Consider the following 22,822-nt stretch of genomic DNA (forward strand, 5'->3'; position numbering starts at 1 on the left):
TCAGAGCAGTCCGGCCTGGGTCATCAGCTCGACAGCCTTTTTGCTGTTGAGCGTCGACGCGTCGACCTTAGGTGCGTCCAATTGCGCCAGTGGGGTCAGCTTGGGGTTGGATTGGGCGTTCTGGCCGACCGCGTATTCGAACGAATTGCCGTCCTTGAGGACCGCTTGGCCGTCTTTGCCGGTGATCCACTTCAGGAAGGCCTGGGCCTGTTCCTTGTGCTTGCTGGAAGCCAACACACCCGCCCCGGAAATGCTCACAAACGCGCCCGGGTCCTGGTGCTTGAAGTAGTGCAGTTGAGTGTTCTTGCTGTTTTCGCCGGTCTTGGATTGGTCGACGAAGCTGTAATAGTGATAAATCACGCCGCTGTCGACCTGGCCGGCGTTGACGGCTTTGAGCACGGCGCTGTTGCCACGGTAGATGCTCGCGTTGGCCTTCATTGCCTTGAGCCAGTCGAGGGTAGCGGCCTCGCCCTTGAGCTCCAGCACGGCGGCCACGATTGCCTGGAAGTCGGCACCGGCCGGCGAGGCTGCCCAACGGCCTTTCCAGCTTGGCGAAGCCAGGTCCAGCAGGGATTTGGGCAGGTCGCCTTGTTTCAATGTGCTCGGGTTGTACACAAACACCGTGGAGCGCGCGGCGATGCCCACCCATTTGCCGTGGGCCGGGCGGTAGGCGGCATCCACCTGTTCCAGGGTGCTCGGCGCGACCGGCGCGAACAAGCCTGCGTTGTCCACCAGCACCATGGCCGGGGAGTTTTCGGTGAGGAACACGTCAGCCGCAGAGGCGGCGCCTTCCTGCACGAGCTGGTTACCCATCTCGGTGTCGTCGCCATTGCGGATGGTCACCGGGATCCCGGTTTCCTGGGTGAACCCTTCGACCCACGCCTTGGTGAGGCTTTCGTGCTGGGCGTTGTAGACCACGATGCCGACCGGCTCGCTGGCGGCATAAACATGCCCGGCGCTGACCAGGGCGGTGGCGAGCAGGGCTTTTTTGACGAACGAAGGAAGGCGGGTGGTCATGCGGTGAACGCTCCGGGTTTTTATGGCTGCACGGGAAATCTGTTTGAGGTCGATTTAGATTAGATCAATAGGAATCATTTGCATGTTTGGGCGCGGCGAATGTAGAGGTGGGAATGAGAAAAAAACGTCAAATAAACGTGATAAATGTCGTGGGGCGACGGCCTTTAACGCAACGCCTATCCACTGTGGGGGGGTATCCGTGAGAGCGGGGCTCACCGCCGCTCAGACAATGGAATGCGGTCAATGTGGGAGGGGCGGTGCGACGGTTCGACTTGCCCCCGATGGCGGAGTATCAGTCGACAACGACTTGGCTGACCCGCTGCCATCGGGGGCAAGCCCCCTCCCACAGGGGTTATGCGGTGTCAGTGAGAACGGGGCTCACCGCCGACCTGCCCGGGTACTCACATCCACCCACACCGCCCCTCCCACTTTTGTTATTTGTCACTTGATGGTTGACGGATTCATTTATACCGAATACTGTACATAAACACAGTGTTTAAGCGCTGATCGACCAACACTCGGCAACTTCAGCCATGCCAAACACTGTGTGCAAGTTAACGGATTAACTTGATGCACAGGCTCGTCATTCCGAGCCGTTTTTATTTATAGAGAGGGAACTCATGTCGTATCCAGAAAGCAAACTCACCGGTTTGACCGGTTTTGCCCTAGCGGCAAAAGTCACCGGCGGATGGACCGGCCCCGTGGTCAGTATTACGACCCTGGATCAACTCAAGGCTAATATTGGCGACACCACCCCTCGGGTATTGGTGATCAACAGTAATATCTCGGCGTCGAGCCTGACCAAAGTGAACATGGGCGCCAACAAGACCCTGATCGGCTCGTTCCAGAACCGAACCCTGGAGAATATTCACCTGCGTGCAACAGCGCAGTCGCAGAATATTATTCTGCAGAATATTGTCTTCAAGCATTCGGCGAATATTAAGCAGAACGACGATATTCAGGTCTACCTGAATTACGGCAGCCAGTACTGGATCGATCACTGCTCTTTCGTCGGCCATAGCTGGTCAACCTCCGACGGCAGTGCCGACAAACTGCTATATATCGGCGAAAAGGCCGATTACGCCACTATCAGCAACTGCTTTTTTGGCAACCACAAGTACGGTTTGATCTTTGGTCATCCAGCGGATGACAATGACAAGGCATTCAATGGTTACCCACGCCTGACGCTGTGCCATAACCGTTTCGACAGTCTGGAAGTGCGTGCGCCCGGCCTGATGCGTTACGGCTACTTTCATGTCTATAACAACTACATCAACAACTTCCACCTCGGTTTTACCCTGGCGCAGAACGCAAATATTCTTTCTGAAAGTAATTACTTTGGCGAAGGCAGCCAAAACAAAGGCATGTTGGATGACAAAGGAACTGGGACCTTCACTGATACAAACAGTGTGCCCCCTATCACCAATCAGAAGTCGCCGAAAGCGCAATGGACGGCACTGTCCAACTATGGCTATACCTTGAAAACCGCGGCACAAGCCAAGGAGTTCGCGCAGAAAAATGCCGGGGCCCAGGCCGGGGTGCTGGTGTTTGGTAGTTGATTAGTTAGCTTCCTACCGAGTCTCATTTGTTGCAAGTGCCACTGTAATTATATCAAGGATATAAATACAGTGATGGCCTTTGTAGTCTAAATGATTCTTCATGTTGCGATAAGCAGACTTCCATGTTAAACCTTGTTTCGCACTATCAGAGCCAACTACCGCTTGCTCTTTCAGTCGCAATTTATTTGCTGGCTGTCATGTGCTATTTAATCTTCGCTTGTCACATAAGCGCCAGCAAAAGGACATCATCATGAAACATACGAATTACACACCCACTCGTTGGACACGGGCCGATGCGCTGAAAGTTAATGAGAATGACCCGACGACCACACAGCCGTTAGTGAGTTCTGACTTTCCTGTCATGAGTGACACGATCTTTATTTGGGACACCATGCCATTGCGTGAACTGGATGGCACGGTGGTATCGGTCAATGGCTGGTCAGTGATTTTCACACTGACCGCCGATCGTCGCCCCCATGATCCACAATTCATCAATGCCGATGGCCGTTACGACATCAAGCGCGATTGGGAAGACCGCCATGGCCATGCGCGTATCTGCTACTGGTATTCGCGCACCGGCAAGGACTGGATCTTCGGCGGCCGCGTCATGGCCGAAGGGGTTTCGCCGACCACGCGTGAATGGGCGGGTACGCCGATCCTGTTGAATAACAACGGTGATATTGACCTGTACTACACCTGTGTCACGCCGGGCGCCACGATTGCCAAAGTCAGAGGCCAGGTCATCACGTCGGATACCGGTGTCACCCTGCAGGGCTTTGATCAGGTCAAATCGTTGTTTGATGCCGACGGCACCTATTACCAAACGGAAGCACAGAATGCGACTTGGAACTTTCGCGATCCCAGCCCCTTTATTGATCCGGTAGATGGCAAATTGTACATGGTGTTCGAAGGCAACGTGGCCGGCGAGCGCGGGACTCACGAAGTGGGCCCGAACGAGACGGGCCTGGTGCCACCGGGGCATGAGGATGTGGGCGGGGCCCGCTACCAGGTGGGGTGTATCGGCATAGCAGTCGCCAAGGACCTCAATGGTGACGAGTGGGAAATCCTACCGCCGCTGGTCACTGCCGTGGGCGTGAACGATCAAACCGAGCGGCCGCACTATGTGTTCCAGGACAACAAGTATTACTTGTTCACCATCAGTCACAAGTTCACTTATGCCGACGGCGTGACCGGCCCGGATGGCGTTTATGGATTCGTCGGCGATCATCTGTTCGGCCCCTACACGCCGATGAACGCCTCGGGGCTGGTACTGGGCAACCCGCCTTCGCAGCCGTTCCAAACCTATTCCCACTGCGTGATGCCCAACGGCCTGGTGACGTCGTTTATCGACAGCGTGCCCACCAGTGGCGATGACTACCGCATTGGCGGCACCGAAGCGCCTACTGTTCGGATTGTATTGAAGGGTGATCGCTCGTTTGTGCAGGAGGCTTACGACTACGGTTACATTCCGGCGATGCGCGATGTTGTGTTGAGTCAGTAACGGCAGCGCGATAGCCGGCCTGATTTCATCGGGTGTAAACCGATCCAAATGTGGGAGGGGGCTTGCTCCCGATGGCGGAGTGTCAGTCGACAGCGACTTGGCTGAACCACCGCTATCGGGAGCAAGCTCCCTCCCACATTTTTTTGTCCGTGGTCAGGCAGTGGTCTTCGTGGGCCTGAGGCACTCGATGGAGCGGTCAACCGTGGTTTTGGCGATTTCCAGCAAATGCCACACCGCGAGGATCTTCGCCCGCTCCGGTTTCTCCAGCAGCTCCCCGCAATCCAGCGCAGTCGCCGAAGCGCTGTCCAGCAAACTGGCGGTGTAGAGCAGGGCGTCTTCGAAGCTCAGGTCTTCGTTGACGGCGTGGAAACCTTGGGTGGGCAGGTAATGGTCGATGGCGCGGTTGAAGGCGGCGCGGTCTTTGGTGGGATCGATGGGTGGGTCGGGTAGGACTTTATTCATGGTGTAATTCCGTGATGGATTGAGATTCGCCACCCCGCCGCGACTAAACGTAGGGTGGCGGCTGTACGCAGGTTAGTCGACCGGCCATCACGAAAATCCGGCGCACCCGAAGGCGCCCTGCGCACAGCCACCATAAAAACTGATGGAAGACCGTGCACGTGATGAGAGGTCGGGCGACTAAACCCGATCACTGATTTGGCAGTGACGGACCGCAGACTAGCCATCGATTCCAACAGGCACAAGGCGGCGCAGATTGTCTAGGAAACGTCCTGCAATTTAAAGCGACACGGCTTGCTGGCCCTTTAAAAACCATGACCAAATGCCACTAACGAACACGTGATGGTTTCTATCTGTAGGAAAGATCTGCCATGACGGAATTTGATGGCAGCGCTGACGACTTTTCGCTTTTTCAGGGTGTAGTGGGCCGAGTTAAATATCGACGCCAACTAACCTCCGTAAAGGATTGCGATGAACATAAACGTCAGTAATTTTCGCCAAGCAGTATCTAAGATCAGGCTCTCAAACGCAGCATTTGAAGAGTTGCTGAGTGCCAGGGTAATCCCCCCATTCCTAAAACTCACCAGAAGTAGACCTCAGGCCACCAGGGCCAACTTCTGTTTTGGGGTAATGCCGCCGAGGGCCATATTCGGGCGCTCGTGATTGTATGTCCAGATCCAGTTCGTACCATAGTCCTGAACTTCGGCTATCGACTCAAACAAGTAATGTCCCAGCCAGTCATAGCGCACAGTCCGGTTATAACGTTCAACGTAGGCATTCTGCTGTGGATTACCCGGTTGAATAAAGTCCAAGCGGATGCCTCGTTTCTTCGCCCACTCAGCGAGCTTGGCACTGATGAATTCTGGGCCGTTATCGCTGCGGATCGCCTGCGGTTTACCACGCCATTCAATGACCTGATCCAGCGCACGCACCACGCGCTCAGCCGGTAGCGATAAATCAATCTCCATGCCCAGGGCTTCGCGGTTGAAGTCGTCAATCAGATTAAAAACCCGAAAGCTGCGTCCATCAGCTAACTGATCGTGCATGAAATCCATCGACCAACACTGGTTGGCTGCCTGCGGAACGGCCAGCGGTTCAGGCTTCTCGCGCACGATGCGCTTACGCGGTTTGATCCGCAGATTCAGTTCCAGCTCGCGGTAGATCCGATACACCCGTTTATGGTTCCAGCCATAGCCCTTCACGTTGCGCAGGTACAGAAAACACAAGCCAAACCCCCAATTGCGCTGGTTATGCGTGAGTCGGATCAGGTGATCGGCGATCTCGGCGTTTTCAGGCGATAGGCGCGATTGATAGCGATAGCACGTGATGCTGACCCCGAAGGCCAGGCACGCGAGCTTGATACTGCATCGACCTGAACGAACCGCTTCCTGCGCCATCTCTCGTCGCCGCGATGGCTTCACCACTTTTTTGCCATGGCCTCCTGGATGATTTCGGCTTTGAGCCGCTCTTCGGCGTACATTTTTTTTAGACGCCGGTTCTCATCCTCCAACTCGCGTAACCGAGCCATCAGCGATGCGTCCATGCCGCCGAACTTGGTGCGCCACTTATAGAAGGTGGCCGAGCTGATACCGTGCTCGCGACATAGCTCTGGCACCGGGCTTCCAGCCTCGGCTTGCTTGAGAATGGCCATGATTTGGCTGTCTGAAAAACGTGATCTCTTCACGCAAAATTTCCTTGATCCGATTAGGAGAAAATTCTACTTCTGGTGAGTATTTTTTTCAGGGGGGATTACCCCAGCGCGATGTTGGGTGCAGAAGCCAAAACCGGTCGATTCGATATAAAACACGCTTGCATTGATCCGTTTTATTCGCAGTCCCTTGGCGAGGCGTTGCGCAATATACGAAACATTATTGAACATGAAAGTCATGTCTTGATCCTTGATGGATTTAGGACGGATAACCTTGCAAGTTTCAAATCGCTGGTGTGGGCATTTGGATCTTTGCTTGGTACGCCAATGGTGCAAAATCATCTTGGTCATAAGGTTATTGAGGTTTACGACCGAGGCGGTAAAAGCATTGAAGAGGGTGCGAGGTACCATCAGACCCGTCAGGGCGCCTGCGTACATAACGATGGCGTCAGCGACCCTCTCCCTATCGACTATTTGATTCTGGCTTGTGGACAGAAAGCGCTTCTGGGAGGCGAGAGCATTCTTATTGATGCAAGCGCGGTATATGCGGAGCTGATGGCATTTCCGGAAATTCTCGAGGAGCTTAAATGCGATTTCTATTTTGAAAATAGAGGCATGTCAGAGGACGAGTGCCTATTTAAAGCGCCCATCCTGAGTTTTTCCAATGAAGGTATTCCCTTGATAAGGTACTTTCGCGTCTACATTGAATCGGCTCACCTTAAAGCGAAAATGCCGTTGACGTTGGCGCAGGTTCAAGCATTGGATTTTCTGGATACAGTTCTCGATCAATCATCTGTTCAGCATCGTGTATTGCTTGAGCCTGGTCAGGTGCTTATTTCAGCGGACAACAAGTTTCTCCATACCCGAACGCATTTCATCGATATGCATTCTCCACGCTCGGAAATTGATGATGCAGAGCCATTAAACGCCTTGAATCGCTACATGTTGCGGATGTGGTTACGCAAGCAATGATGCCCATGCCACGCATGGCGCGCGACCTTTATACCCACTCAAAAGCCGAGCCCTCATGGACAACGCCAACATAGCCATCACCCTGGTCTTGGTCTCCGCCTTCATGCACGCCACTTGGAATGCCGTTGTCCGTGCCGGCAGCAGCCGTTTCATGACCTTGGCCATGGTCGATGGCACCGCATTAGTGATCTGCCTGGCGGCGCTGCCGTTGGTCAACGTACCGAGCCTGGAGGTGTGGGGCTATGTGCTGATTTCTGTGATGCTCAATACGGTCTATCGATTGTTCCTGATCAAGGCTTATGAAACGGGCGACTTCGGCCAGGTCTACCCGGTGATGCGCGGCGTGCCGCCGGTGTTGGTTGCGCTGTTTTCCTACTTCCTTTTGCATGAACAGCTATCGTTCCCGTCGATGGCGGGAGTGCTGCTGATTTGCGCGGGGATCATCAGCCTGACGTTTGTGCGCAGGATGACCGCGCAGATGTTCAAACCAATTCTGATGGCCGTGTGTGCGGGGGTGTTCATCGCGTCCTACACGGTGGTGGATGCCAAAGGTGTAAGAGCCAGTGAGACGGTGCTGCAGTACATCATCTACCTCACGCTGTTCCAGAGCATTCCGATTCCGATGCTGGCGTTTTTCAAGACGCGATCAGCACTCACCCAGGCTGTGCGCGACCACTGGCGAGTAGGCGCAATGGGCGGTGTTTTTTACTTGGCGTCCTACGGTTTGGTCCTGTTTGCGTTGTCGCTGGACGCAGTGGCCAAGGTCTCAGCCCTGCGGGAAACCAGTGTTATTATCGGCGCCATCATTGCTGCGCTGTTCTTCCGGGAGCGGTTCGGCTGGCGACGGATGCTGTCGGCGTTCGTCATTGTCTGCGGGATCATCCTGATCAAAGTGAGCACCTGATGGCCCAGCGCCCGCCGCCCACCCCCATGCTTCAAGCCTTCGTCAGCGCCGCGCAAACGGGCAGTTTTGCGCGTGCTGCGTTCGAGTTGAACCTCACCGCCAGTGCCATCAGCCATCAAATTGCGGGCCTGGAAGAATGGTGGGGGGTGCAGTTGTTCGAGCGGCATTCGCGGGGGGTCAAACTCACGACAGCGGGGCAGGCCTTGTTGCCAGTGACCGATGGTTTTTTCAAAGAACTGGATACGGTGCTGCATTCGCTCAACCCGAGTAGATCCCAGCCACTTTACCTTTCGTGCACCTCCTCTCTTTGTGCAACTTGGCTGATTCCCAGAATGCATGGTGCTCACGCCGAAGCGGCATTCAACCTTGATCTGGTGTTGACCAGCGCGGACATAAGCAGCGCCAGCTTAAGTGCTCACCCGTTCGATGTCGCGGTGGTGATGGGGTATGGCGACTACCCGGATCATCATGCCGAACTGCTGATGCGCGATGCGGTGTTCCCCGTGTGCTCGCCGGAATTTAAACGTGTGAATGGTGATATTGCGCTGGAGGAAATAGCGCGGTACCCGCTGATTCATCGCGTCGACGATCAGGTATGCCCAGGGTGGGAGAGCTGGTTTGCATTTCAAGGGCTAGAGGCACCGCCGTATCACCATGGGCCGCGCTTTCCAGATTCCAGCCTGGCCATCAGTTTGGCAGTGAAAGGCGGCGGAATTGCGTTGGGCAGGACGGCACTGGTGTATGACCAATTGAAAGACGGTGAATTGGTTGCGTTGGAGGCCCCCTTAATGATGTCGCCTGCTGCGTACTACATCATTTGTCGAAACGGACGACAATCAAAGCCCGATATCGCCCGTTTGCTTGATTGGCTCAAGGCCCAAGCGCATCAGTTTATGGGGGAGGTGCAGCGTTCCGGCAAATGACTCACCGGCGACCTGCCCGCGTACTCGCATTCACCCACACCGCCAGCACCAAGATGCTGCCCTTCACGATCATCTGCCTGTAACTGTGGATACATGACCAAATGCCGCTTACCCCGCCGATCAATCGGTGGAATACAGTCAATGTGGGAGGGGAGGTGCGACGGTTCGACTTGCTCCCGATGGCGGTGGTTCAGGCACTCATGCAGTGACTGACACTCTGCCATCGGGAGCAAGCCCCCTCCCACAGGGGTTATGCGGTGGGGTTTATCGGCGCCCAGCCCGCGTACTCACATCCACCCACACCGCCAGCACCAAGATGCTGCCCTTGACGATCATCTGCCAGTAACTGTCCACATCCAGCATCGACATGCCGTTATCCAGGCTGGTAATCACCAACGCCCCGAGCAGCGCGCCATACACCGTGCCCGAGCCGCCGCGCATCGAGGTGCCGCCGATAAAGCAGGCGGCGATGGCGTCGAGTTCGCCCATGTTGCCCGCTGAAGGTGAACCGGCGGCGAGGCGGGCGGTGTTGACCAGGCCGGCGAGGGCGCACATCACGCCCATGATGCCGAAGATCCACAGTTTCACCGCCTGCACGTTGATGCCCGACAGGCGCGTGGCTTCCATGTTGCTGCCCACCGCATACACGCGGCGACCGAAGACGGTCTGGCTGGTGACGTAGCTGAACACGCCGAGCAGCACCAGCAACAGCAGCACCGGTACGGGAATGCCGTCGTAGCTGTTGAGCGTGGTGACGAACCCGGCCAGCACCGCGCCAATCACCCCCACGCGCAGTACATCCCGCACCAACGAATGCGCGGCCAGCCCGTGCAGTGCGCGGTTGCGCCGTTGTTTCCAGGTCAAAAACAGGGTCAGGGCCAACAGCAAAATCCCAAGGCCGATGCCCACCGAATGCGGCAAATACCCCTGGCCCACATACACCAGCGACGGCGACACCGGCGCAATCGTGGTGCCGCCGGTGATGCCCAGCAGAATCCCGCGAAACGCCAGCATGCCGCCCAGGCCGACGATAAACGACGGGATGCGCAGGTAAGCGGTCATGTAGCCGTTGGCCAAACCGATCATCAACCCGCACAACGCCACCAGGCTGAGGTTGGCCAGCAGCGGCAGGTGATAGACCACGTCCAGAATCGCCGCGAGCCCGCCCAACAGCCCGAGCAACGAACCCACCGACAAATCGATCTCGCCGCTGATGATCACCAGCACCATGCCGCACGCCAGAATCCCGGTGATCGACATCTGCCGCAGCAGGTTGGACAGGTTGCGCGGCGTGAGGAAACCGCCCTCGGTCTGCCAACTGAAAAACAGCCAGATGAACGCCACGGCGATCACCAGGGCGAGCATTTTGTAGCGGGTAAACAGCTGTTTGAGCTGATTCATCTAAGCGGTCTTCCGATCATTATTATTTTGGCTGAGCGCGGCGGCGAGGACCTGTTCCTGGGTGAGGCCTGCATTGATGAAATCCCCACGCAACTGGCCGTCGCCGATCACCAGCACGCGGTTGGACACGCCGAGCACTTCGGCCAGCTCCGAGGAGACCATGATGATCGCTACGCCTTCGGCCGCCAGCGCGCCCATCAGTTTGTAGATCTCATACTTGGCGCCCACATCCACGCCGCGCGTGGGCTCGTCGAGGATCAGCACCTTGGGCTTGGCCATGAGCATTTTCGCCAGCACGGCCTTTTGCTGATTGCCGCCGGACAGGCTGGTGATCGGCAAAAACGGGCTGGCGGTCTTGAGGTGCATGCGTGCGATCTGCTGGTCGATGCTGCCCAGTTCGGCTTCGGCGTCGATGCGCGTCAGGTGCGCGTAGGTGTCGAGTACGGTCAGGGTGATGTTCTGGCCCACGCCCAGGTCGGGAATGATGCCTTGGCGCTTGCGGTCCTCGGGCACCATGCACAGCCCGGCGCGGATCGATTTGAGCGGCGTGCGCGTGTCGATCCGTTGGCCGTCCAGCCACACCTCGGCGCTGTAGCGGCCCGGGTAGGCGCCGAACAGTGCCGACACCAACTCGGTACGCCCGGCGCCGACCAGCCCGGCAATGCCGAGGATTTCCCCGCGCTTGAGCACGAAGGAGATGTCGTCGACGCGTTTGCGCTTGGGGTTGTCGACGTCGTAGCACGTGACGTGGCGTGCTTCGAACATCACCTCGCCGATCTCATGGGGCTCGGTGGGGTAGAGGTTGCTCATTTCGCGCCCGACCATCTGCGTGATGATCTGCGGGATGTCCATGTCGGCCATGGCCGTGGTCGCGATGTGTTTGCCATCGCGGATCACCGTGATGGTGTCGCACACCGCTGCCACTTCATCGAGCTTGTGGGAGATGTACACGCAGGCCACGCCCTTGGCCTTGAGCCCTTTGATGATGTCCAGCAGCACCTCGATTTCCGAGCGGGTCAGGGCCGAGGAAGGTTCGTCGAGGATCAACAGGCGTGCCTGTTTGTTCAGGGCCTTGGCGATTTCCACCAGTTGCTGGTAGCCGCCGCCGTACTGCGACACCGGCAGCGCGACGTTCATGTCCGGGACCTTGAGTTCACGCATCAACGCTTCGGCGCGGTGCAGCATCGCCGGGTAGTTCATGCGCCCGCCGGGCAGCGTCAGTTCGTGGCCCATGAAGATGTTCTCGGCCACCGACAGGTCCGGCACCAGGGTCAGTTCCTGGTGAATGATGACGATGCCGGCGGCCTCGGTTTCGCTGATGGACTGGGCCTTGAGCAGCTGCCCGTCCCAGAGGATTTCGCCCTCCCAGGTACCATGGGGATAAACCGCCGACAGCACCTTCATCAAGGTGGATTTGCCGGCACCGTTCTCGCCGCACAGGCCGACACATTCCCCCGGCCGCACCTTGATATCGATGCCATTGAGCGCGTTGACACCGCCAAAACTTTTGACGATGCCGTTCATTTGCAGCAGGTAGTCAGCCATGGCGGTCACTGCCCGCCGATCTGCTCTTTGGTGTAGAACCCGTCCTTCTCCAACAGGTCGATATTGGCCTTGGTCAGTGGGGTCGGGGTGAGCAGGATGGTGTCGACTTTCTTGCTGCCGTTGTCGTATTGCGAGCTATAGGTGGGCTTTTCATTGCGTGCAAGCTGCACCGAGAGCTTGGCGGCTTCGGTGGCGATCAGCTTGAGCGGCTTGTACACGGTCATGGTCTGGGTGCCGTCGATCACGCGCTTGACGGCGGCGAGGTCGGCGTCTTGCCCGGAGATCGGCACCTTGCCCGCCAGCTTCTGCGCGGCCAGGGCCTGGATTGCACCGCCGGCGGTGGCGTCGTTGGAGGCGACGATGGCGTCGATCTTATTGTTGTTCCGGGTCAGGGCGTTTTCGACGATGCTCAGGGCTTCGGTCGGGTTCCATTCCTTGACCCACTGCTGGCCGACAATCTTGATGTCGCCCTTGTCGATGGCCGGTTGCAGCACCTTCATCTGGCCTTCGCGCAGCACCTTGGCGTTGTTGTCGGTGGGCGCGCCGCCGAGCAGGAAGTAGTTGCCCTTGGGCGCCGCCTGCAGCACGCCATTGGCCTGCATCTCGCCGACTTTTTCGTTATCGAAGGAGATGTAGGCGTCGATGTCGGCGTTGAGGATCAGACGGTCATAGGACACCACCTTGATCCCGGCTTTCTTGGCTTCGGCGACGGCGTTGGTCAGCACGGTGGCGTTGAACGGCACGATCACGATCACATCGACGCCGCGTGAAATCAGGTTTTCGATCTGGGATATCTGCTTTTGCTCGTTGGCATCGGCTGACTGCACGAAGACCTTGGCGTCGAGTTTTTCCGCCGCCGCGACGAAGTAGTCACGGTCGCGGGACCAGCGTTCCAGGCGCAGGTCGTCGATGGAAAAACCGATTTTCGGATGGGCGGAATCGGCCATCACCGGCAGGGCAAGCAGGGCCAGGGCGCTGGCGAGCAGCGTGCGTTTGAATGATTTCATGGTGGTGCGTCCTTTTATTGTTGTTGGAAAGACACAGCGTGATGCGGGTAGAACTGTAGAGCGTCCCTCGACGCCCGGTGCGCAGATTTGTCGCGCAAATGTCACCGATAGATAAACCGATTGACCACGCCTTCAAGCATTTCTTGCCGGCCACTGACGGCCTGCGGGTTGAACTCGTGGGCAAACGCGTGTTCGGCCAGGGACTCAAGGCTGAACTCGCCGGCCAGTACCGCCTGGCCCAACGGCTGCTGCCAACCGGCATAGCGCTGGTCCTTGAACTGCTGCAACCGATCGTTCTGCACCATTGCCGCCGCGCGTTCCAGGGCCAGGGCGAGTACATCCATGGCGGCGACGTGGCCGTGGAACAGGTCGATCTCGTCCAGGCTCTGGCGGCGCACCTTGGAGTCGAAGTTGTAGCCGCCGTTCTTGAAGCCGCCGGCCTTGAGGATTTCATAGGTCGCGAGGGTCATTTCCTCGACGCTGTTGGGGAACTGGTCGGTGTCCCAGCCGTTCTGCGGGTCGCCGCGGTTGGCGTCGATGCTGCCGAAGATCCCCAGGGACACGGCGGTGGCGATCTCATGATGAAAGCTGTGCCCGGCCAGGGTCGCGTGGTTGGCCTCGATATTCACCTTGATCTCGTGTTCCAGGCCGTACTCATGCAGGAAGCCGAACACCGTGGCGCTGTCGTAATCGTATTGGTGCTTGGTCGGCTCCTGGGGCTTGGGTTCGATCAGCAGGTCGCCCTTGAAGCCGATCTTGTGCTTGTGCTCCACCACCATGCGCATAAAGCGCCCGAGCTGTTCGCGCTCGCGCTTGAGGTCGGTATTGAGCAGGGTTTCATAACCTTCGCGGCCGCCCCACAGCACATAGTTGGCGCCCTTGAGCCGCAGCGTGGCGTTCATCGCGCTGAACACCTGGGCAGCGGCGTAGGCAAACACCTGCGGGTCCGGGTTACTGGCGGCGCCGGCGGCAAAACGCGGGTTGCTGAAGCAGTTGGCGGTGCCCCACAACAGCTTGATGCCGGTCTGTTCCTGATGACGCTCCAGGTGGTCGACCATCTGCGCAAAGTGGTTGCGGTACTCCTTGAGCGAACTGCCTTCCGGCGCAACGTCGGTGTCGTGAAAACTGTAGTAGTCGATGCCCAGCTTGGAGAAAAACTCAAAGGCCGCATCAGCCTTGCCGATGGCCACTTCCATCGGCTCGCCGCTGCGCTGCCACGGGCGCTTGAAGGTGCCCATGCCAAACATATCGGCGCCGGGCCAGACGAAGGTGTGCCAGTAACACGCGGCCATGCGCAGGTGCTCGCGCATCGGTTTGCCGAGGATCAGCTTGTTGGCGTCGTAGTGACGAAAGGCGAGGGGGGCATCGCTGCTGGGGCCTTCGAAGCGAACCTTCTCGACACCGGGGAAGTACGGCATGGCGTTTTCCTTATTGTTCTTGGCGGTGTCTGGATACTAGCAACGGCACCTGGCCTGCTGATTATGAAAATCACCAAGGTGTAGTGCGATTTTGAGTGACGAGGGCTAGTCTGTTGCCACTGGCCTCAGGACAAAAACAATGAAAACCCTACCGCCCGTCCACCGCATCGCCTTGCTATTCAACGGCAGCAAAATCTACGACCGCGGCATCATCACCGGCATCGGCAATTACCTGAGCAGCACCCGCGCGTCCTGGGATTTGTTCCTCGAGGAGGATTTCCTCTGTCGCCTGCGCGGTATCGAGCGCTGGCAGGGCGACGGGATCATTGCCGACTTCGACGACCCGCTGATCGGCGAGGCGCTGGCCGACATTAAGTTGCCGGTGGTGGCGGTGGGCGGTTCCTATGAGGATGCGTGCGCCTACCCCAAGGGCATTCCCTATGTGGCCACCGACAACCATGCGCTGATGAAGCTGGCGTATGAACACCTGATCGAAGCCGGGCTGACCCGGTTTGCCTGTTTCAGCCTGCCGCAAGCCGAGGCCAATCGCTGGGCCCAAGAGCGCGAAAAGGCCTTCAAGCATCTGCTGCAACGCGACGGCTTGCCGGTGGAGGTGTATCGCGGCCTGGGCACCAGCGCGCCGCTGTGGGACAGCGCCGTGGAACAGCAGATCGCCTGGCTGCACAGCCTGCCTAAGCCCATCGGTATCATCGCCGTCACCGACGCCCGCGCCCGGCAACTGCTGCAAGCCTGCCTCACCGCCGGTATTGCCGTGCCGGAGCAAGTCGCGTTGATCGGCATCGACAACGACCCGCTGACCCGCACCCTCACGCGGGTGCCGCTGAGTTCGGTGATCCAGGGCACGGAAACCATGGGCCGCACGGCTGCCGCGTTGTTGCATCAGATGCTGCACGGCAAACCCTGCACGGGCACGCAGATCCTGGTACCGCCGGAGGCAATCAATGTGCAGGCGTCCAGCTTGCATCAGCCGTTGGGCAATCCGTATGTCATGCAGGCGCTGCTGTTTATCCGCCAGTACGCCTGCCAGGGCATCAAGACCGCGCAGGTGGCGGCCTATGTCGGCGTGTCGCGCTCATCCCTGGAAGCGCATTTTCGCAAGGTGCGCGGGTGCAGCGTGCATGACGAGATCCTGCGCTTCAAACTCGCCGCCGCCGCCAAGGGCCTGGAAAACCCTGGCCTGGCGATTGCCGATGTGGCGCAGCAGTGCGGCTTCAAGTCGGCGCAGTACCTGCATACGGTGTTTCGCCGTGAATTTGGTTGTACGCCGCGGGAGTATCAGCAAGGCGTGGTCTAGAACACCGCCTTGACCTGCAAGCCCAGCACCAGTGCGTTTTCGATGTCCTTACCGGAAAACGCCCCGGGCTCGAGGATGTATTGCACATCCGGGCGCAGGTTCAGCCATGGTGTGGCCTGGTAGCCGTAACTGAGTTCGATCAATTGTTCGGCGTTGTCGAGGTTGGGGTAGCTGGTACCGGCGTTGAAAGCGGCCAGCTCCTGCACATTGCGGCTGCGCGGGTTCTGCACGGCGCGGCCGTAACCCAGGGCGAGGGTGTCGCGTGGCCGGCCTTCGAATGGTTTGTACAACACCACGCCCGCGCCATACCACTTGGTGAACGGCGAGGCCGCTTCGCTGGCGGCGGAGTATTGGCCGAAGGCGTGCAGCACGCGACCTGCCGACGCGCTGGACGCCCAGACTGCCTGGTCGACCAGCATGTAGTGACCGCCGCGTCCGCTGACCTTCTCCGTGCTGCCGATGCGTTTCACATCGGAGCTGTCGTAGTAATAGCCCAGCTTGTATTCACCCGGCAGCGTGCCGGCCGGTTTGTACACCAACTCAATCGGTACCACAGTGCCGGTGGTGTGCTTGGGGCTCAGCTTCCAGGCGCGGCTGGAGTTGCCATTACTCTCCGGGTCCACGTTGAACGCGGCCACGCGCAGTTGCCAGGACGGCGAAAAGTCGTATTTCACCCGCGCGCCCAGGCGGGCATTCGGGTAGTTGGTCCAGCCGCTGCCGCCGGACATGTTCAGCGGGTGCCCGCAGAAACCGGCGTTCATGAAGTTGCATAGGATGCCGCTGTCCAGGCCGCCCAGGTCGTTGCCCATTGCCATATAACCGAGCTTGAGGTTCAACGCCGGGGTGAACAGCGTGCGCTCGTAGCTCAACTCGGTCAGGCGGGTGTAGAGGCCGCCGTAGTTTTCCTGGATCGGCAGGCGGTTGCCTACCAGGTCCTCGGAAGCGCTGTTGCCGCGTCGGTCGTTGATGGTCAGTTGGATGCGGTCGCCGTTGTTCAAGCCGTACAACTTGCCCAGGTCGAACTGCACGCCCAGCTTGAGGTTTTGCGAGTAGCGTGCCGAACGGTGTAGGCCGCCGTGGGCGTTGTACGCGGTTTCGCCGCTGTAGTCGCCGGTAAAGCGGATGCCTTGCTCGTCGAGCTCACGGCGCAGGCCGCCCCAGTCGCCGGTCAGGGTGGTGTCATCGGCTTGGGCGGGCAGGGCGGCACCAAACGCCAGGCCCAGCAGCAGGCGCCCAACGAGGTTGTTGGGTGAAAAGTGAGAAGCAGGAGGCATGCGTGGTCTTCCAGAAACACAACGCGCGGTACGGGGGTACCGCGCGAAAGGGCAGGGTTATGGCAGGGCGTAGGCGATCACAGAGTCGCCACGGTCGGTGGACTGGCGCGCACCGCTGGCAGTGATCACGACGTACTGTTTGCCGGTTTTCGGCGACACATAGGTCATCGGGCCACCCTGGCTGCCGACGGGCAGGCGGGCTTTCCAGATTTCGTCACCGTTGCCGCTGTTGAAGGCGCGCAGGTAGAAGTCCTGGGTGCCGGCGATAAAGATCAGGCCGCCCTGGGTCGACAGCGTGCCGCCGAGGGTCGGCAGGCCGATCTTGATCGGCAGGTGCATGCGGATGCCCAGGGGGCCGGTGTCTTCCACGGTGCCGACCGGTACTTGCCAGGCGATTTTCTGGGTCTTCATGTCGATGGCGGTGAGGGTGCCGAACGGCGGCGCCTGGCATGGGATGCCGGCCACCGACAGGAAGCGGTTTTTGTTCACCGCATACGGCGTGCCCTTGAGCGGCACGGCGCCCATGCCGGTGTTCAGCGCTTCGCCACCGGACGTGGCCTGGGCCTTGTTCTGCGATGGGATCATCTGAATCCACAGACCCAGGCGCATGTCGTTGACGAAGATAAAACCGTGTACCGGGTCGGTGGAAATACTGCCCCAGTTCATGCCGCCCAGAGAGCCGGGGAAGCTCAGCGATTTGTCGGTGCCCGGCGCGGTGTACAGGCCGTCGTAGCGCATGCCTTTGAAGTCGATGCGGCACAGCAACTGGTCATAGGGCGTGGCGCCCCACATGTCCGACTCGGTCAGGGTCTGCGCGCCGATCTGCGGCATGCCCAGGGATTTTGGCTGGGTTGGCGAGTACGGTTCGTTGGGGATATTCGCCGCCTTGACCGGCACTTCCTGCACGTCGGTCAACGGCTTGCCGGTGGCGCGGTCGAGCACATAGATCTGCCCGGCCTTGGTGCCGATCACCACCGCCGGTACGGCTTTGTCGCTGCCCGGTGGGGTGAAGTCGATCAGGCTCGGTTGCATCGGCAGGTCGAAGTCCCACAGGTCATTGTGGACGGTCTGGTACACCCACTTTTCAGCACCGGTGGAGGCGTCTAGCGCCAGCACGGAAGCCCCGTATTTGTGGTTGAGCTGGGTGCGCTCCACGCCATAGATATCGGTGGACGGGCTGCCCATCGGCAGGAAGACGGTGTTCATCAGCGGGTCATAAGACATCGGCGCCCAACTGTTGGGCGTGCTGCGCACATAGGTGCTGCCTGCTGCCGGCGCTTGTTTGTCGTCCGGATTGCCCGGGTCGAAGGCCCAGCGCATTTGCCCGCTGATCACATCGAAGCCACGGATCACGCCACCGGGCATGTCGGTCTGCACGTTGTCGGCCACGCGGCCACCGACCACCACGGTGGTGCCGGCGATCAACGGCGCCGAGGACAATTGGTAATAACTGTCGGGCACATCGCCCAGGCCGGCTTTGAGATCCACCTGGCCGTGGGTGCCGAAGTCTTCGCAGAATTTGCCGGTGTCGGCATCCACGGCGATCAGGCGCGCATCAATGGTGTTGGTCAGCAAGCGACGCTGGCACTTCGCACCGGCTGCCACGCTGGCGGCGATGATCGGCGAGCTGTTCGGCTGGGTCGGCTGTGCGATCGGCGCGCTGGCATCGAAATACGCCATGCCTCGGCAACGCTGCCATACCGCCGACTTGGCGTTTATTGCGTTCTTCCATAGCTCTTTGCCGGTGTCGGCGTCCAGGGCGATCAGGTTGTTGTGCGGCGTGCAGATAAACACTTTGTTGCCGATCTGCAGGGGCGTCAGTTGGTCTTCCGCACCATTGCCGTCGCTGGTGGCCACGTCGCCGGTGTGGTAGGTCCACGCCACTTTGAGTGTGTCGATGTTGTCGCGATTGATCTGGTCCAGCGCGGCAAAGCGGCTGCCACCTTCGGTGTTGCCGTAGTGGGCCCAGTCTTTCTGTGCATCGGCTGCGGCCACTGGCGTGATGCCAGGGCCTTTACCTGTCGGCGCTACGCTTGGGTGAGCCACGAACATATTGCCCGCCGCGACCGCCACCCCCACCGCCAGGACGGCGGTGACGCCATAAGCACCGCGCGCAGGTCGGCCGGCCAGCAGCGGATACACCAACGCCACCACCAGGCCGACCACCGCGAACATGAACAGCCGCGAAAACAGCGGCCAGAACACCAGCCCCACGTCTGCCACCGCCCAGATCGCGGTGCCCACCAGGAACGCCGCGAACAGCCACGCGCCAGCGGTTTTGCACTGGGCAATCAACAGCCCGGAAACGGCCATGACCACGCCGCCGATCAGGAAGTACCAGGAGCCGCCCAGGCTGACCAGCTTGAAGCCGCCAACGGCTAGCGCGAGGCCGAGCAGGGCGATGATCACGCCCAGGCCCAGGAGGAGGAATCTAGAGGCGCCAGTGGCGCGCGATGCTCGTTTCATGTCGACAGGACTCGAGTGGGAAGGGCAAAAACGCGATTTTAGCAAGATAAGTAACTGGTTAGTACATTTAGCTCGGTAATAGACTCTTACCGCTAGGGTGATGATAGCCGGGTGCAAAAAAGCCGCTTGCTCCGTGAGGAGGCAAGCGGCTTGGTTATTCAGCGATCAACGAAACGCTGGCACGACCTGCTCGATAAACAGCGCCAAAGACTTTTTCTTCTCGGCATGGGGCAGGCTGTTGTCGCACCAGAAGCTGAACTCATCCACGCCCAGTTCCTGGTAGTACTGGATACGCGGGATGATTTCTTCGGCGGTGCCGATCATGGCGGTCTTGTGCAGGCTGTCCAGCTCGAACTCCGGGCGGGCGGCGAATTTCTCTTCCGGGCTCGGCGCCAGGAAACCGTTGACCGGCACCTCCTTGTTGCCGAACCAGGCATCGAAGGTGCGATAGAACTTGGAGATCGCCTTGGCCCCGACTTTCCAGCCTTGCGGGTCGTCGGCGGCATGTACGTGGGTGTGGCGCAGCACCATCAATTGCGGGCGCGGCACGCCGGGGTTGTTGTCGAGGGCGGTCTGGAATTTGTTTTTCAGGTCAAGGACTTCTTCGTCGCCCTTCATCAGCGGCGTGACCATCACGTTGCAGCCGTTGGCCACCGCGAAGTTGTGGGAGTCCGGGTCGCGGGCGGCGATCCACATCGGCGGGTTGGGTTTCTGCACGGGTTTGGGCACGCTGGTGGAGGTGGGGAATTTCCAGATATCGCCGTCGTGGGCGTAGTCGCCTTGCCACAACGCGCGCACCACCGGGACCATTTCGCGCAGCGCCTGGCCGCCGCTGGAAGCGGGCATGCCGCCGGCCATGCGGTCGAACTCAACCTGGTAGGCGCCGCGGGCCAGGCCGACTTCCATGCGGCCGTTGCTGATCACATCGAGCAACGCGCATTCACCCGCCACCCGCAGCGGGTGCCAGAACGGCGCGATGATGGTGCCGGCGCCCAAGTGAATGGTGGTGGTCTTGGCCGCGAGGTAAGCCAGCAACGGCATCGGGCTTGGCGAGATGGTGTATTCCATGGCGTGGTGCTCGCCAATCCATACGGTGCTGAAGCCACCGGCTTCGGCCATCAGGGTCAATTCGGTCAAGTCTTCGAACAACTGGCGGTGGCTGATGCTCTCGTCCCAACGTTCCATGTGTACGAACAGGGAAAACTTCATGACGCTTACCTCGGATCTATTGTGATCGGCCTGTCGACCGCGGGCCCTTAAGTGCTCTCGCCGTTGTAACGCTTGCCTTGGATAACGACTGTTCGGCGGATTGATTGTTGGTATACCATAATATGGAATATCTACAAAACTTTTCTCTCCAACGGTTACACCCTCACCTCGCAAGGACGGTGAGTTCGATGAACATAAAACAAAAACTGATCCTGGCCTTTGCGGTGATTGCCAGCCTACCGGTGATTTTGGTGGCTGTGCTGATCATCCTCAGCGTGCATGAGGTTCTTCACCGAGCCGACCATGATCGCGTGGTCGCTCACGCCACTGGGACGGGGCTGACACCCCGCAATCAAACTGTGGGAGGGGGCTTGCCCCCGATAGCGGTGGGTCAGCTACAGATAAGCTGACTGTTCCTCCGCCATCGGGAGCAAGCCCCCTCCCACAAAGTTTTGTGTGTGGCTTAGGCCGGCATGGGCAGGGCGCCCATCTTGCCGTGGCAATACACCAGTGGCCCGGCGTTCTGCTGGGGCACGATGAGGTTCTCAAACTGTGGGAGGGGGCTTGCCCCCGATAGCGGTGGGTCAGCTACAGATAAGCTGACTGTTCCTCCGCCATCGGGGGCAAGCCCCCTCCCACATGATTGAGTGTGTGGCTTAGGCCGGCAGGGGCAATGCGCCCATCTTGCCGTGGCAATACACCAGTGGCGCGGCGTTCTGCTGGGGCACGATGAGGTTCTTCACCGAGCCGACCATGATCGCGTGGTCACCGCCTTCATACTCGCGCCACAACTCACATTCGATCACCGCCGTGGCATTCGCCAGGATCGGGTTGCCCAGCTCGCTGAGCGTCCACTCGATGCCTTGGGCCTTGTCCTTGCCCTTGCGCGCAAAGGCATAGGCTTCGGTTTGCTGCCCGCCGGAGAGCACATGGATGGCAAAGCGTTTGTTCTTGATCAACACCGGGTACGAGTCGGAGCTGTAGTTGGGGCAGAACAGCACCAGCGCCGGGTCCATCGACAATGAACTGAAAGCACTGGCGGTCAGCCCGACGATTTGCCCGTCGTCATCGAGCGTGGTGATCACGGTGACCCCGGACGGAAACGAACCCATCACTTGTTTGTAGATAGCGGCATCGATCATGGGACGGTCCTCGGCGGTGGAACGGTTTTTATAAGTTTGTAGGTATGATGGTATACCGTAATACAAAGCATGCAACTGCTTTTTCAAGCGCCCGATGAACGTCAGTGCTTGGTCTTATCACCAATAAATACTGAGGCAAAGGCGATAAATGGCTATTAGCCATGCGGCACACTAGCAGATCAGATGAGCGCCAGAACTACGGATTAGTCTTGTGAAAAAATTGGGGTGCGTGTGGGGCTGTCGGGCGTGGTCCTCATCGGTTGCTGCCTGGTGGCGCGTCAGCGCACGCAGGCTATACCGACTGAAGACGGCGATCTGTCTGATGCGCCGTGATTCAAATGTGGGAGCGGGCTTGCTCGCGAATGCGGTGAATCAGTCGCTAAATACAGTGACTGACACTCCGCATTCGCGAGCAAGCCCGCTCCCACATGTTTGACCGATATCGACATGAGATGCCCATTGGTTCCTAGGCCACGGGGGCATGCATGCTTCATCTGCTGTGTAGGCCGTTCCCGCCAAACTCCTCCAACGCATCCATTAACGCACCTTCGAAGTAGTCCTTCGATGCGCGGTCCCAGAGGATATGAAATGCCGGCGTTTCCACGCTTCCCGAGTGGATGACGATCACATTGATCCGCGCCGCCGCCGTCTGCGCCACCGCCCCCGGCTTGAAGGCCGGAAAACTGAGGTCGACGCCGCACAGCTTGGCCATCACCTGGGCAATCGCGCCGCCGCTGAGCAACACGCAGGCGTGACTGTCCTGGCGCGGCAGCAGGTAGAGGGCGCGGTGGTCCAGTTCCCAGCGCGCCTCTTCATCGGCGATGCGCTGGCCCTGATCCTTCGGGCTGCCCAGCAACAGGTATTCGTTCTGCGACAGGCGCGCCACCCAACCGCCGTCCGTTTGCGCGCTGGCTCGGTTGGGTGCGTCGGGCAGGCTGAAGCCGCGCGCCGTGAGGTACTCGGCGCTGTGTGCGCCGCGAAAGCCGACCCGGGGCAGGTCGGTCTGGTCGACCAGATGGCAGGGCCGGGTGATCAATTCGTGGGCTTTCAGACTGGTCATGG

The 22,822-nt window shown here is 59.2% G+C and carries 19 protein-coding genes and 1 pseudogene; 7 read left to right on the top strand and 13 right to left on the bottom strand.

What is annotated here, in order from left to right; genetic code table 11:
• A complete protein-coding gene (locus ACS5Q8_RS10880; protein ID WP_276197450.1) occupies positions 1 to 1,017 on the bottom strand; it encodes an iron ABC transporter substrate-binding protein in 1,017 nt (338 codons plus the stop codon).
• Between the two features lie 620 nt (positions 1,018 to 1,637).
• On the opposite strand from ACS5Q8_RS10880, the gene ACS5Q8_RS10885 reads away from it, so the two are divergent.
• Both ACS5Q8_RS10885 and ACS5Q8_RS10890 read left to right on the top strand, forming a co-directional pair.
• Positions 1,638 to 2,576 carry a pectate lyase family protein gene (locus ACS5Q8_RS10885; RefSeq protein ID WP_276197451.1) on the top strand — a complete coding sequence of 313 codons (939 nt, stop codon included), beginning with the start codon at positions 1,638 to 1,640 and terminating at the stop codon, positions 2,574 to 2,576.
• A 250-nt stretch (positions 2,577 to 2,826) separates the two neighbouring features.
• The gene (locus tag ACS5Q8_RS10890) at positions 2,827 to 4,077 is read left to right on the top strand and encodes a glycoside hydrolase family 68 protein (protein ID WP_276197452.1); all 1,251 of its coding nucleotides are present in this window, start codon (positions 2,827 to 2,829) and stop codon (positions 4,075 to 4,077) included.
• Between the two features lie 153 nt (positions 4,078 to 4,230).
• Here the strand turns inward: ACS5Q8_RS10890 and ACS5Q8_RS10895 are convergent, their stop codons facing one another.
• Positions 4,231 to 4,539, bottom strand: a complete 309-nt coding sequence (locus ACS5Q8_RS10895; RefSeq protein WP_079443517.1) for a DUF6124 family protein — start codon at positions 4,537 to 4,539, stop codon at positions 4,231 to 4,233.
• Between the two features lie 593 nt (positions 4,540 to 5,132).
• A protein-coding gene (locus ACS5Q8_RS10900) for an IS3 family transposase (protein WP_465159118.1) occupies positions 5,133 to 6,220 on the bottom strand; the annotation gives its coding sequence in 2 pieces (ribosomal slippage) (positions 5,133 to 5,968 and positions 5,968 to 6,220; 1,089 coding nt in all).
• 42 nt (positions 6,221 to 6,262) lie between these two features.
• On the opposite strand from ACS5Q8_RS10900, the gene ACS5Q8_RS10905 reads away from it, so the two are divergent.
• From ACS5Q8_RS10905 to ACS5Q8_RS10915, 3 genes are read left to right on the top strand one after another with little or no spacing between them, the layout of a single operon-like run.
• A complete protein-coding gene (locus ACS5Q8_RS10905; RefSeq protein ID WP_465160170.1) occupies positions 6,263 to 7,156 on the top strand; it encodes a TauD/TfdA family dioxygenase in 894 nt (297 codons plus the stop codon).
• Between the two features lie 55 nt (positions 7,157 to 7,211).
• On the top strand, positions 7,212 to 8,060 hold the full coding sequence (locus ACS5Q8_RS10910) for an EamA family transporter (RefSeq protein WP_276197455.1): 849 nt from the start codon (positions 7,212 to 7,214) through the stop codon (positions 8,058 to 8,060).
• The gene (locus tag ACS5Q8_RS10915; RefSeq protein WP_276197456.1) at positions 8,060 to 8,983 is read left to right on the top strand and encodes a LysR substrate-binding domain-containing protein; all 924 of its coding nucleotides are present in this window, start codon (positions 8,060 to 8,062) and stop codon (positions 8,981 to 8,983) included. The genes ACS5Q8_RS10910 and ACS5Q8_RS10915 overlap by 1 nt, the downstream gene beginning before the upstream one ends.
• A gap of 264 nt (positions 8,984 to 9,247) precedes the next feature.
• On the opposite strand, the gene ACS5Q8_RS10920 is transcribed toward ACS5Q8_RS10915, so the two are convergent.
• The 4 genes from ACS5Q8_RS10920 to xylA form a co-directional block, all read right to left on the bottom strand.
• Positions 9,248 to 10,384: a sugar ABC transporter permease gene (locus ACS5Q8_RS10920; protein WP_465160171.1), complete on the bottom strand. Its 1,137-nt coding sequence runs from the start codon at positions 10,382 to 10,384 to the stop codon at positions 9,248 to 9,250.
• On the bottom strand, positions 10,385 to 11,929 hold the full coding sequence (gene xylG / locus ACS5Q8_RS10925) for a D-xylose ABC transporter ATP-binding protein (RefSeq protein ID WP_465160172.1): 1,545 nt from the start codon (positions 11,927 to 11,929) through the stop codon (positions 10,385 to 10,387).
• Between the two features lie 5 nt (positions 11,930 to 11,934).
• Positions 11,935 to 12,936 carry a D-xylose ABC transporter substrate-binding protein gene (gene xylF / locus ACS5Q8_RS10930; RefSeq protein ID WP_465160173.1) on the bottom strand — a complete coding sequence of 334 codons (1,002 nt, stop codon included), beginning with the start codon at positions 12,934 to 12,936 and terminating at the stop codon, positions 11,935 to 11,937.
• Between the two features lie 101 nt (positions 12,937 to 13,037).
• Positions 13,038 to 14,354, bottom strand: a complete 1,317-nt coding sequence (xylA, locus tag ACS5Q8_RS10935) for a xylose isomerase (protein WP_276197460.1) — start codon at positions 14,352 to 14,354, stop codon at positions 13,038 to 13,040.
• Positions 14,355 to 14,493: 139 nt separating this feature from the next.
• Here xylA and ACS5Q8_RS10940 point away from each other — a divergent pair, with 139 nt between their 5' ends.
• Positions 14,494 to 15,669: a XylR family transcriptional regulator gene (locus ACS5Q8_RS10940; RefSeq protein WP_465160174.1), complete on the top strand. Its 1,176-nt coding sequence runs from the start codon at positions 14,494 to 14,496 to the stop codon at positions 15,667 to 15,669.
• On the opposite strand, the gene ACS5Q8_RS10945 is transcribed toward ACS5Q8_RS10940, so the two are convergent.
• The 3 genes from ACS5Q8_RS10945 to ACS5Q8_RS10955 all read right to left on the bottom strand — a co-directional run bounded on the left by ACS5Q8_RS10945 (position 15,666) and on the right by ACS5Q8_RS10955 (position 20,618).
• Complete coding sequence (locus tag ACS5Q8_RS10945; RefSeq protein WP_465160175.1) at positions 15,666 to 16,943, bottom strand: carbohydrate porin; 1,278 nt, start codon at positions 16,941 to 16,943, stop codon at positions 15,666 to 15,668. The two genes, ACS5Q8_RS10940 and ACS5Q8_RS10945, sit on opposite strands and share 4 nt — an antisense overlap.
• A gap of 57 nt (positions 16,944 to 17,000) precedes the next feature.
• The gene (locus tag ACS5Q8_RS10950) at positions 17,001 to 19,409 is read right to left on the bottom strand and encodes a glucose/quinate/shikimate family membrane-bound PQQ-dependent dehydrogenase (RefSeq protein ID WP_465160176.1); all 2,409 of its coding nucleotides are present in this window, start codon (positions 19,407 to 19,409) and stop codon (positions 17,001 to 17,003) included.
• A 165-nt stretch (positions 19,410 to 19,574) separates the two neighbouring features.
• The gene (locus tag ACS5Q8_RS10955) at positions 19,575 to 20,618 is read right to left on the bottom strand and encodes an LLM class flavin-dependent oxidoreductase (protein WP_276197465.1); all 1,044 of its coding nucleotides are present in this window, start codon (positions 20,616 to 20,618) and stop codon (positions 19,575 to 19,577) included.
• A gap of 188 nt (positions 20,619 to 20,806) precedes the next feature.
• Here ACS5Q8_RS10955 and ACS5Q8_RS10960 point away from each other — a divergent pair, with 188 nt between their 5' ends.
• Positions 20,807 to 21,028: a hypothetical protein gene (locus tag ACS5Q8_RS10960; protein WP_443694593.1), complete on the top strand. Its 222-nt coding sequence runs from the start codon at positions 20,807 to 20,809 to the stop codon at positions 21,026 to 21,028.
• Positions 21,029 to 21,081: 53 nt separating this feature from the next.
• Here the strand turns inward: ACS5Q8_RS10960 and ACS5Q8_RS10965 are convergent.
• The 3 genes and pseudogenes from ACS5Q8_RS10965 to ACS5Q8_RS10975 all read right to left on the bottom strand — a co-directional run.
• Positions 21,082 to 21,165, bottom strand: a pseudogene (locus ACS5Q8_RS10965) (flavin reductase family protein); the annotation flags it as partial.
• Between the two features lie 109 nt (positions 21,166 to 21,274).
• A complete protein-coding gene (locus ACS5Q8_RS10970) occupies positions 21,275 to 21,760 on the bottom strand; it encodes a flavin reductase family protein (RefSeq protein ID WP_465160177.1) in 486 nt (161 codons plus the stop codon).
• A gap of 490 nt (positions 21,761 to 22,250) precedes the next feature.
• On the bottom strand, positions 22,251 to 22,820 hold the full coding sequence (locus tag ACS5Q8_RS10975) for a sarcosine oxidase subunit gamma (RefSeq protein ID WP_465160178.1): 570 nt from the start codon (positions 22,818 to 22,820) through the stop codon (positions 22,251 to 22,253).
• Positions 22,821 to 22,822 lie beyond the last annotated feature (2 nt).

The organism is Pseudomonas sp. PAMC25584, from assembly GCF_058135675.1.

What these genes read in the sequence shown, in the direction of transcription:
- ACS5Q8_RS10880 (WP_276197450.1), bottom strand. Translation starts at nt 1,017, where the DNA reads ATGACCACCCGCCTTCCTTCGTTCGTCAAAAAAGCCCTGCTCGCCACC.
- ACS5Q8_RS10885 (WP_276197451.1), top strand. Translation starts at nt 1,638, where the DNA reads ATGTCGTATCCAGAAAGCAAACTCACCGGTTTGACCGGTTTTGCCCTA.
- ACS5Q8_RS10890 (WP_276197452.1), top strand. Translation starts at nt 2,827, where the DNA reads ATGAAACATACGAATTACACACCCACTCGTTGGACACGGGCCGATGCG.
- ACS5Q8_RS10895 (WP_079443517.1), bottom strand. Translation starts at nt 4,539, where the DNA reads ATGAATAAAGTCCTACCCGACCCACCCATCGATCCCACCAAAGACCGC.
- ACS5Q8_RS10910 (WP_276197455.1), top strand. Translation starts at nt 7,212, where the DNA reads ATGGACAACGCCAACATAGCCATCACCCTGGTCTTGGTCTCCGCCTTC.
- ACS5Q8_RS10915 (WP_276197456.1), top strand. Translation starts at nt 8,060, where the DNA reads ATGGCCCAGCGCCCGCCGCCCACCCCCATGCTTCAAGCCTTCGTCAGC.
- ACS5Q8_RS10920 (WP_465160171.1), bottom strand. Translation starts at nt 10,384, where the DNA reads ATGAATCAGCTCAAACAGCTGTTTACCCGCTACAAAATGCTCGCCCTG.
- xylG (WP_465160172.1), bottom strand. Translation starts at nt 11,929, where the DNA reads ATGGCTGACTACCTGCTGCAAATGAACGGCATCGTCAAAAGTTTTGGC.
- xylF (WP_465160173.1), bottom strand. Translation starts at nt 12,936, where the DNA reads ATGAAATCATTCAAACGCACGCTGCTCGCCAGCGCCCTGGCCCTGCTT.
- xylA (WP_276197460.1), bottom strand. Translation starts at nt 14,354, where the DNA reads ATGCCGTACTTCCCCGGTGTCGAGAAGGTTCGCTTCGAAGGCCCCAGC.
- ACS5Q8_RS10940 (WP_465160174.1), top strand. Translation starts at nt 14,494, where the DNA reads ATGAAAACCCTACCGCCCGTCCACCGCATCGCCTTGCTATTCAACGGC.
- ACS5Q8_RS10945 (WP_465160175.1), bottom strand. Translation starts at nt 16,943, where the DNA reads ATGCCTCCTGCTTCTCACTTTTCACCCAACAACCTCGTTGGGCGCCTG.
- ACS5Q8_RS10950 (WP_465160176.1), bottom strand. Translation starts at nt 19,409, where the DNA reads ATGAAACGAGCATCGCGCGCCACTGGCGCCTCTAGATTCCTCCTCCTG.
- ACS5Q8_RS10955 (WP_276197465.1), bottom strand. Translation starts at nt 20,618, where the DNA reads ATGAAGTTTTCCCTGTTCGTACACATGGAACGTTGGGACGAGAGCATC.
- ACS5Q8_RS10960 (WP_443694593.1), top strand. Translation starts at nt 20,807, where the DNA reads ATGAACATAAAACAAAAACTGATCCTGGCCTTTGCGGTGATTGCCAGC.
- ACS5Q8_RS10970 (WP_465160177.1), bottom strand. Translation starts at nt 21,760, where the DNA reads ATGATCGATGCCGCTATCTACAAACAAGTGATGGGTTCGTTTCCGTCC.
- ACS5Q8_RS10975 (WP_465160178.1), bottom strand. Translation starts at nt 22,820, where the DNA reads ATGACCAGTCTGAAAGCCCACGAATTGATCACCCGGCCCTGCCATCTG.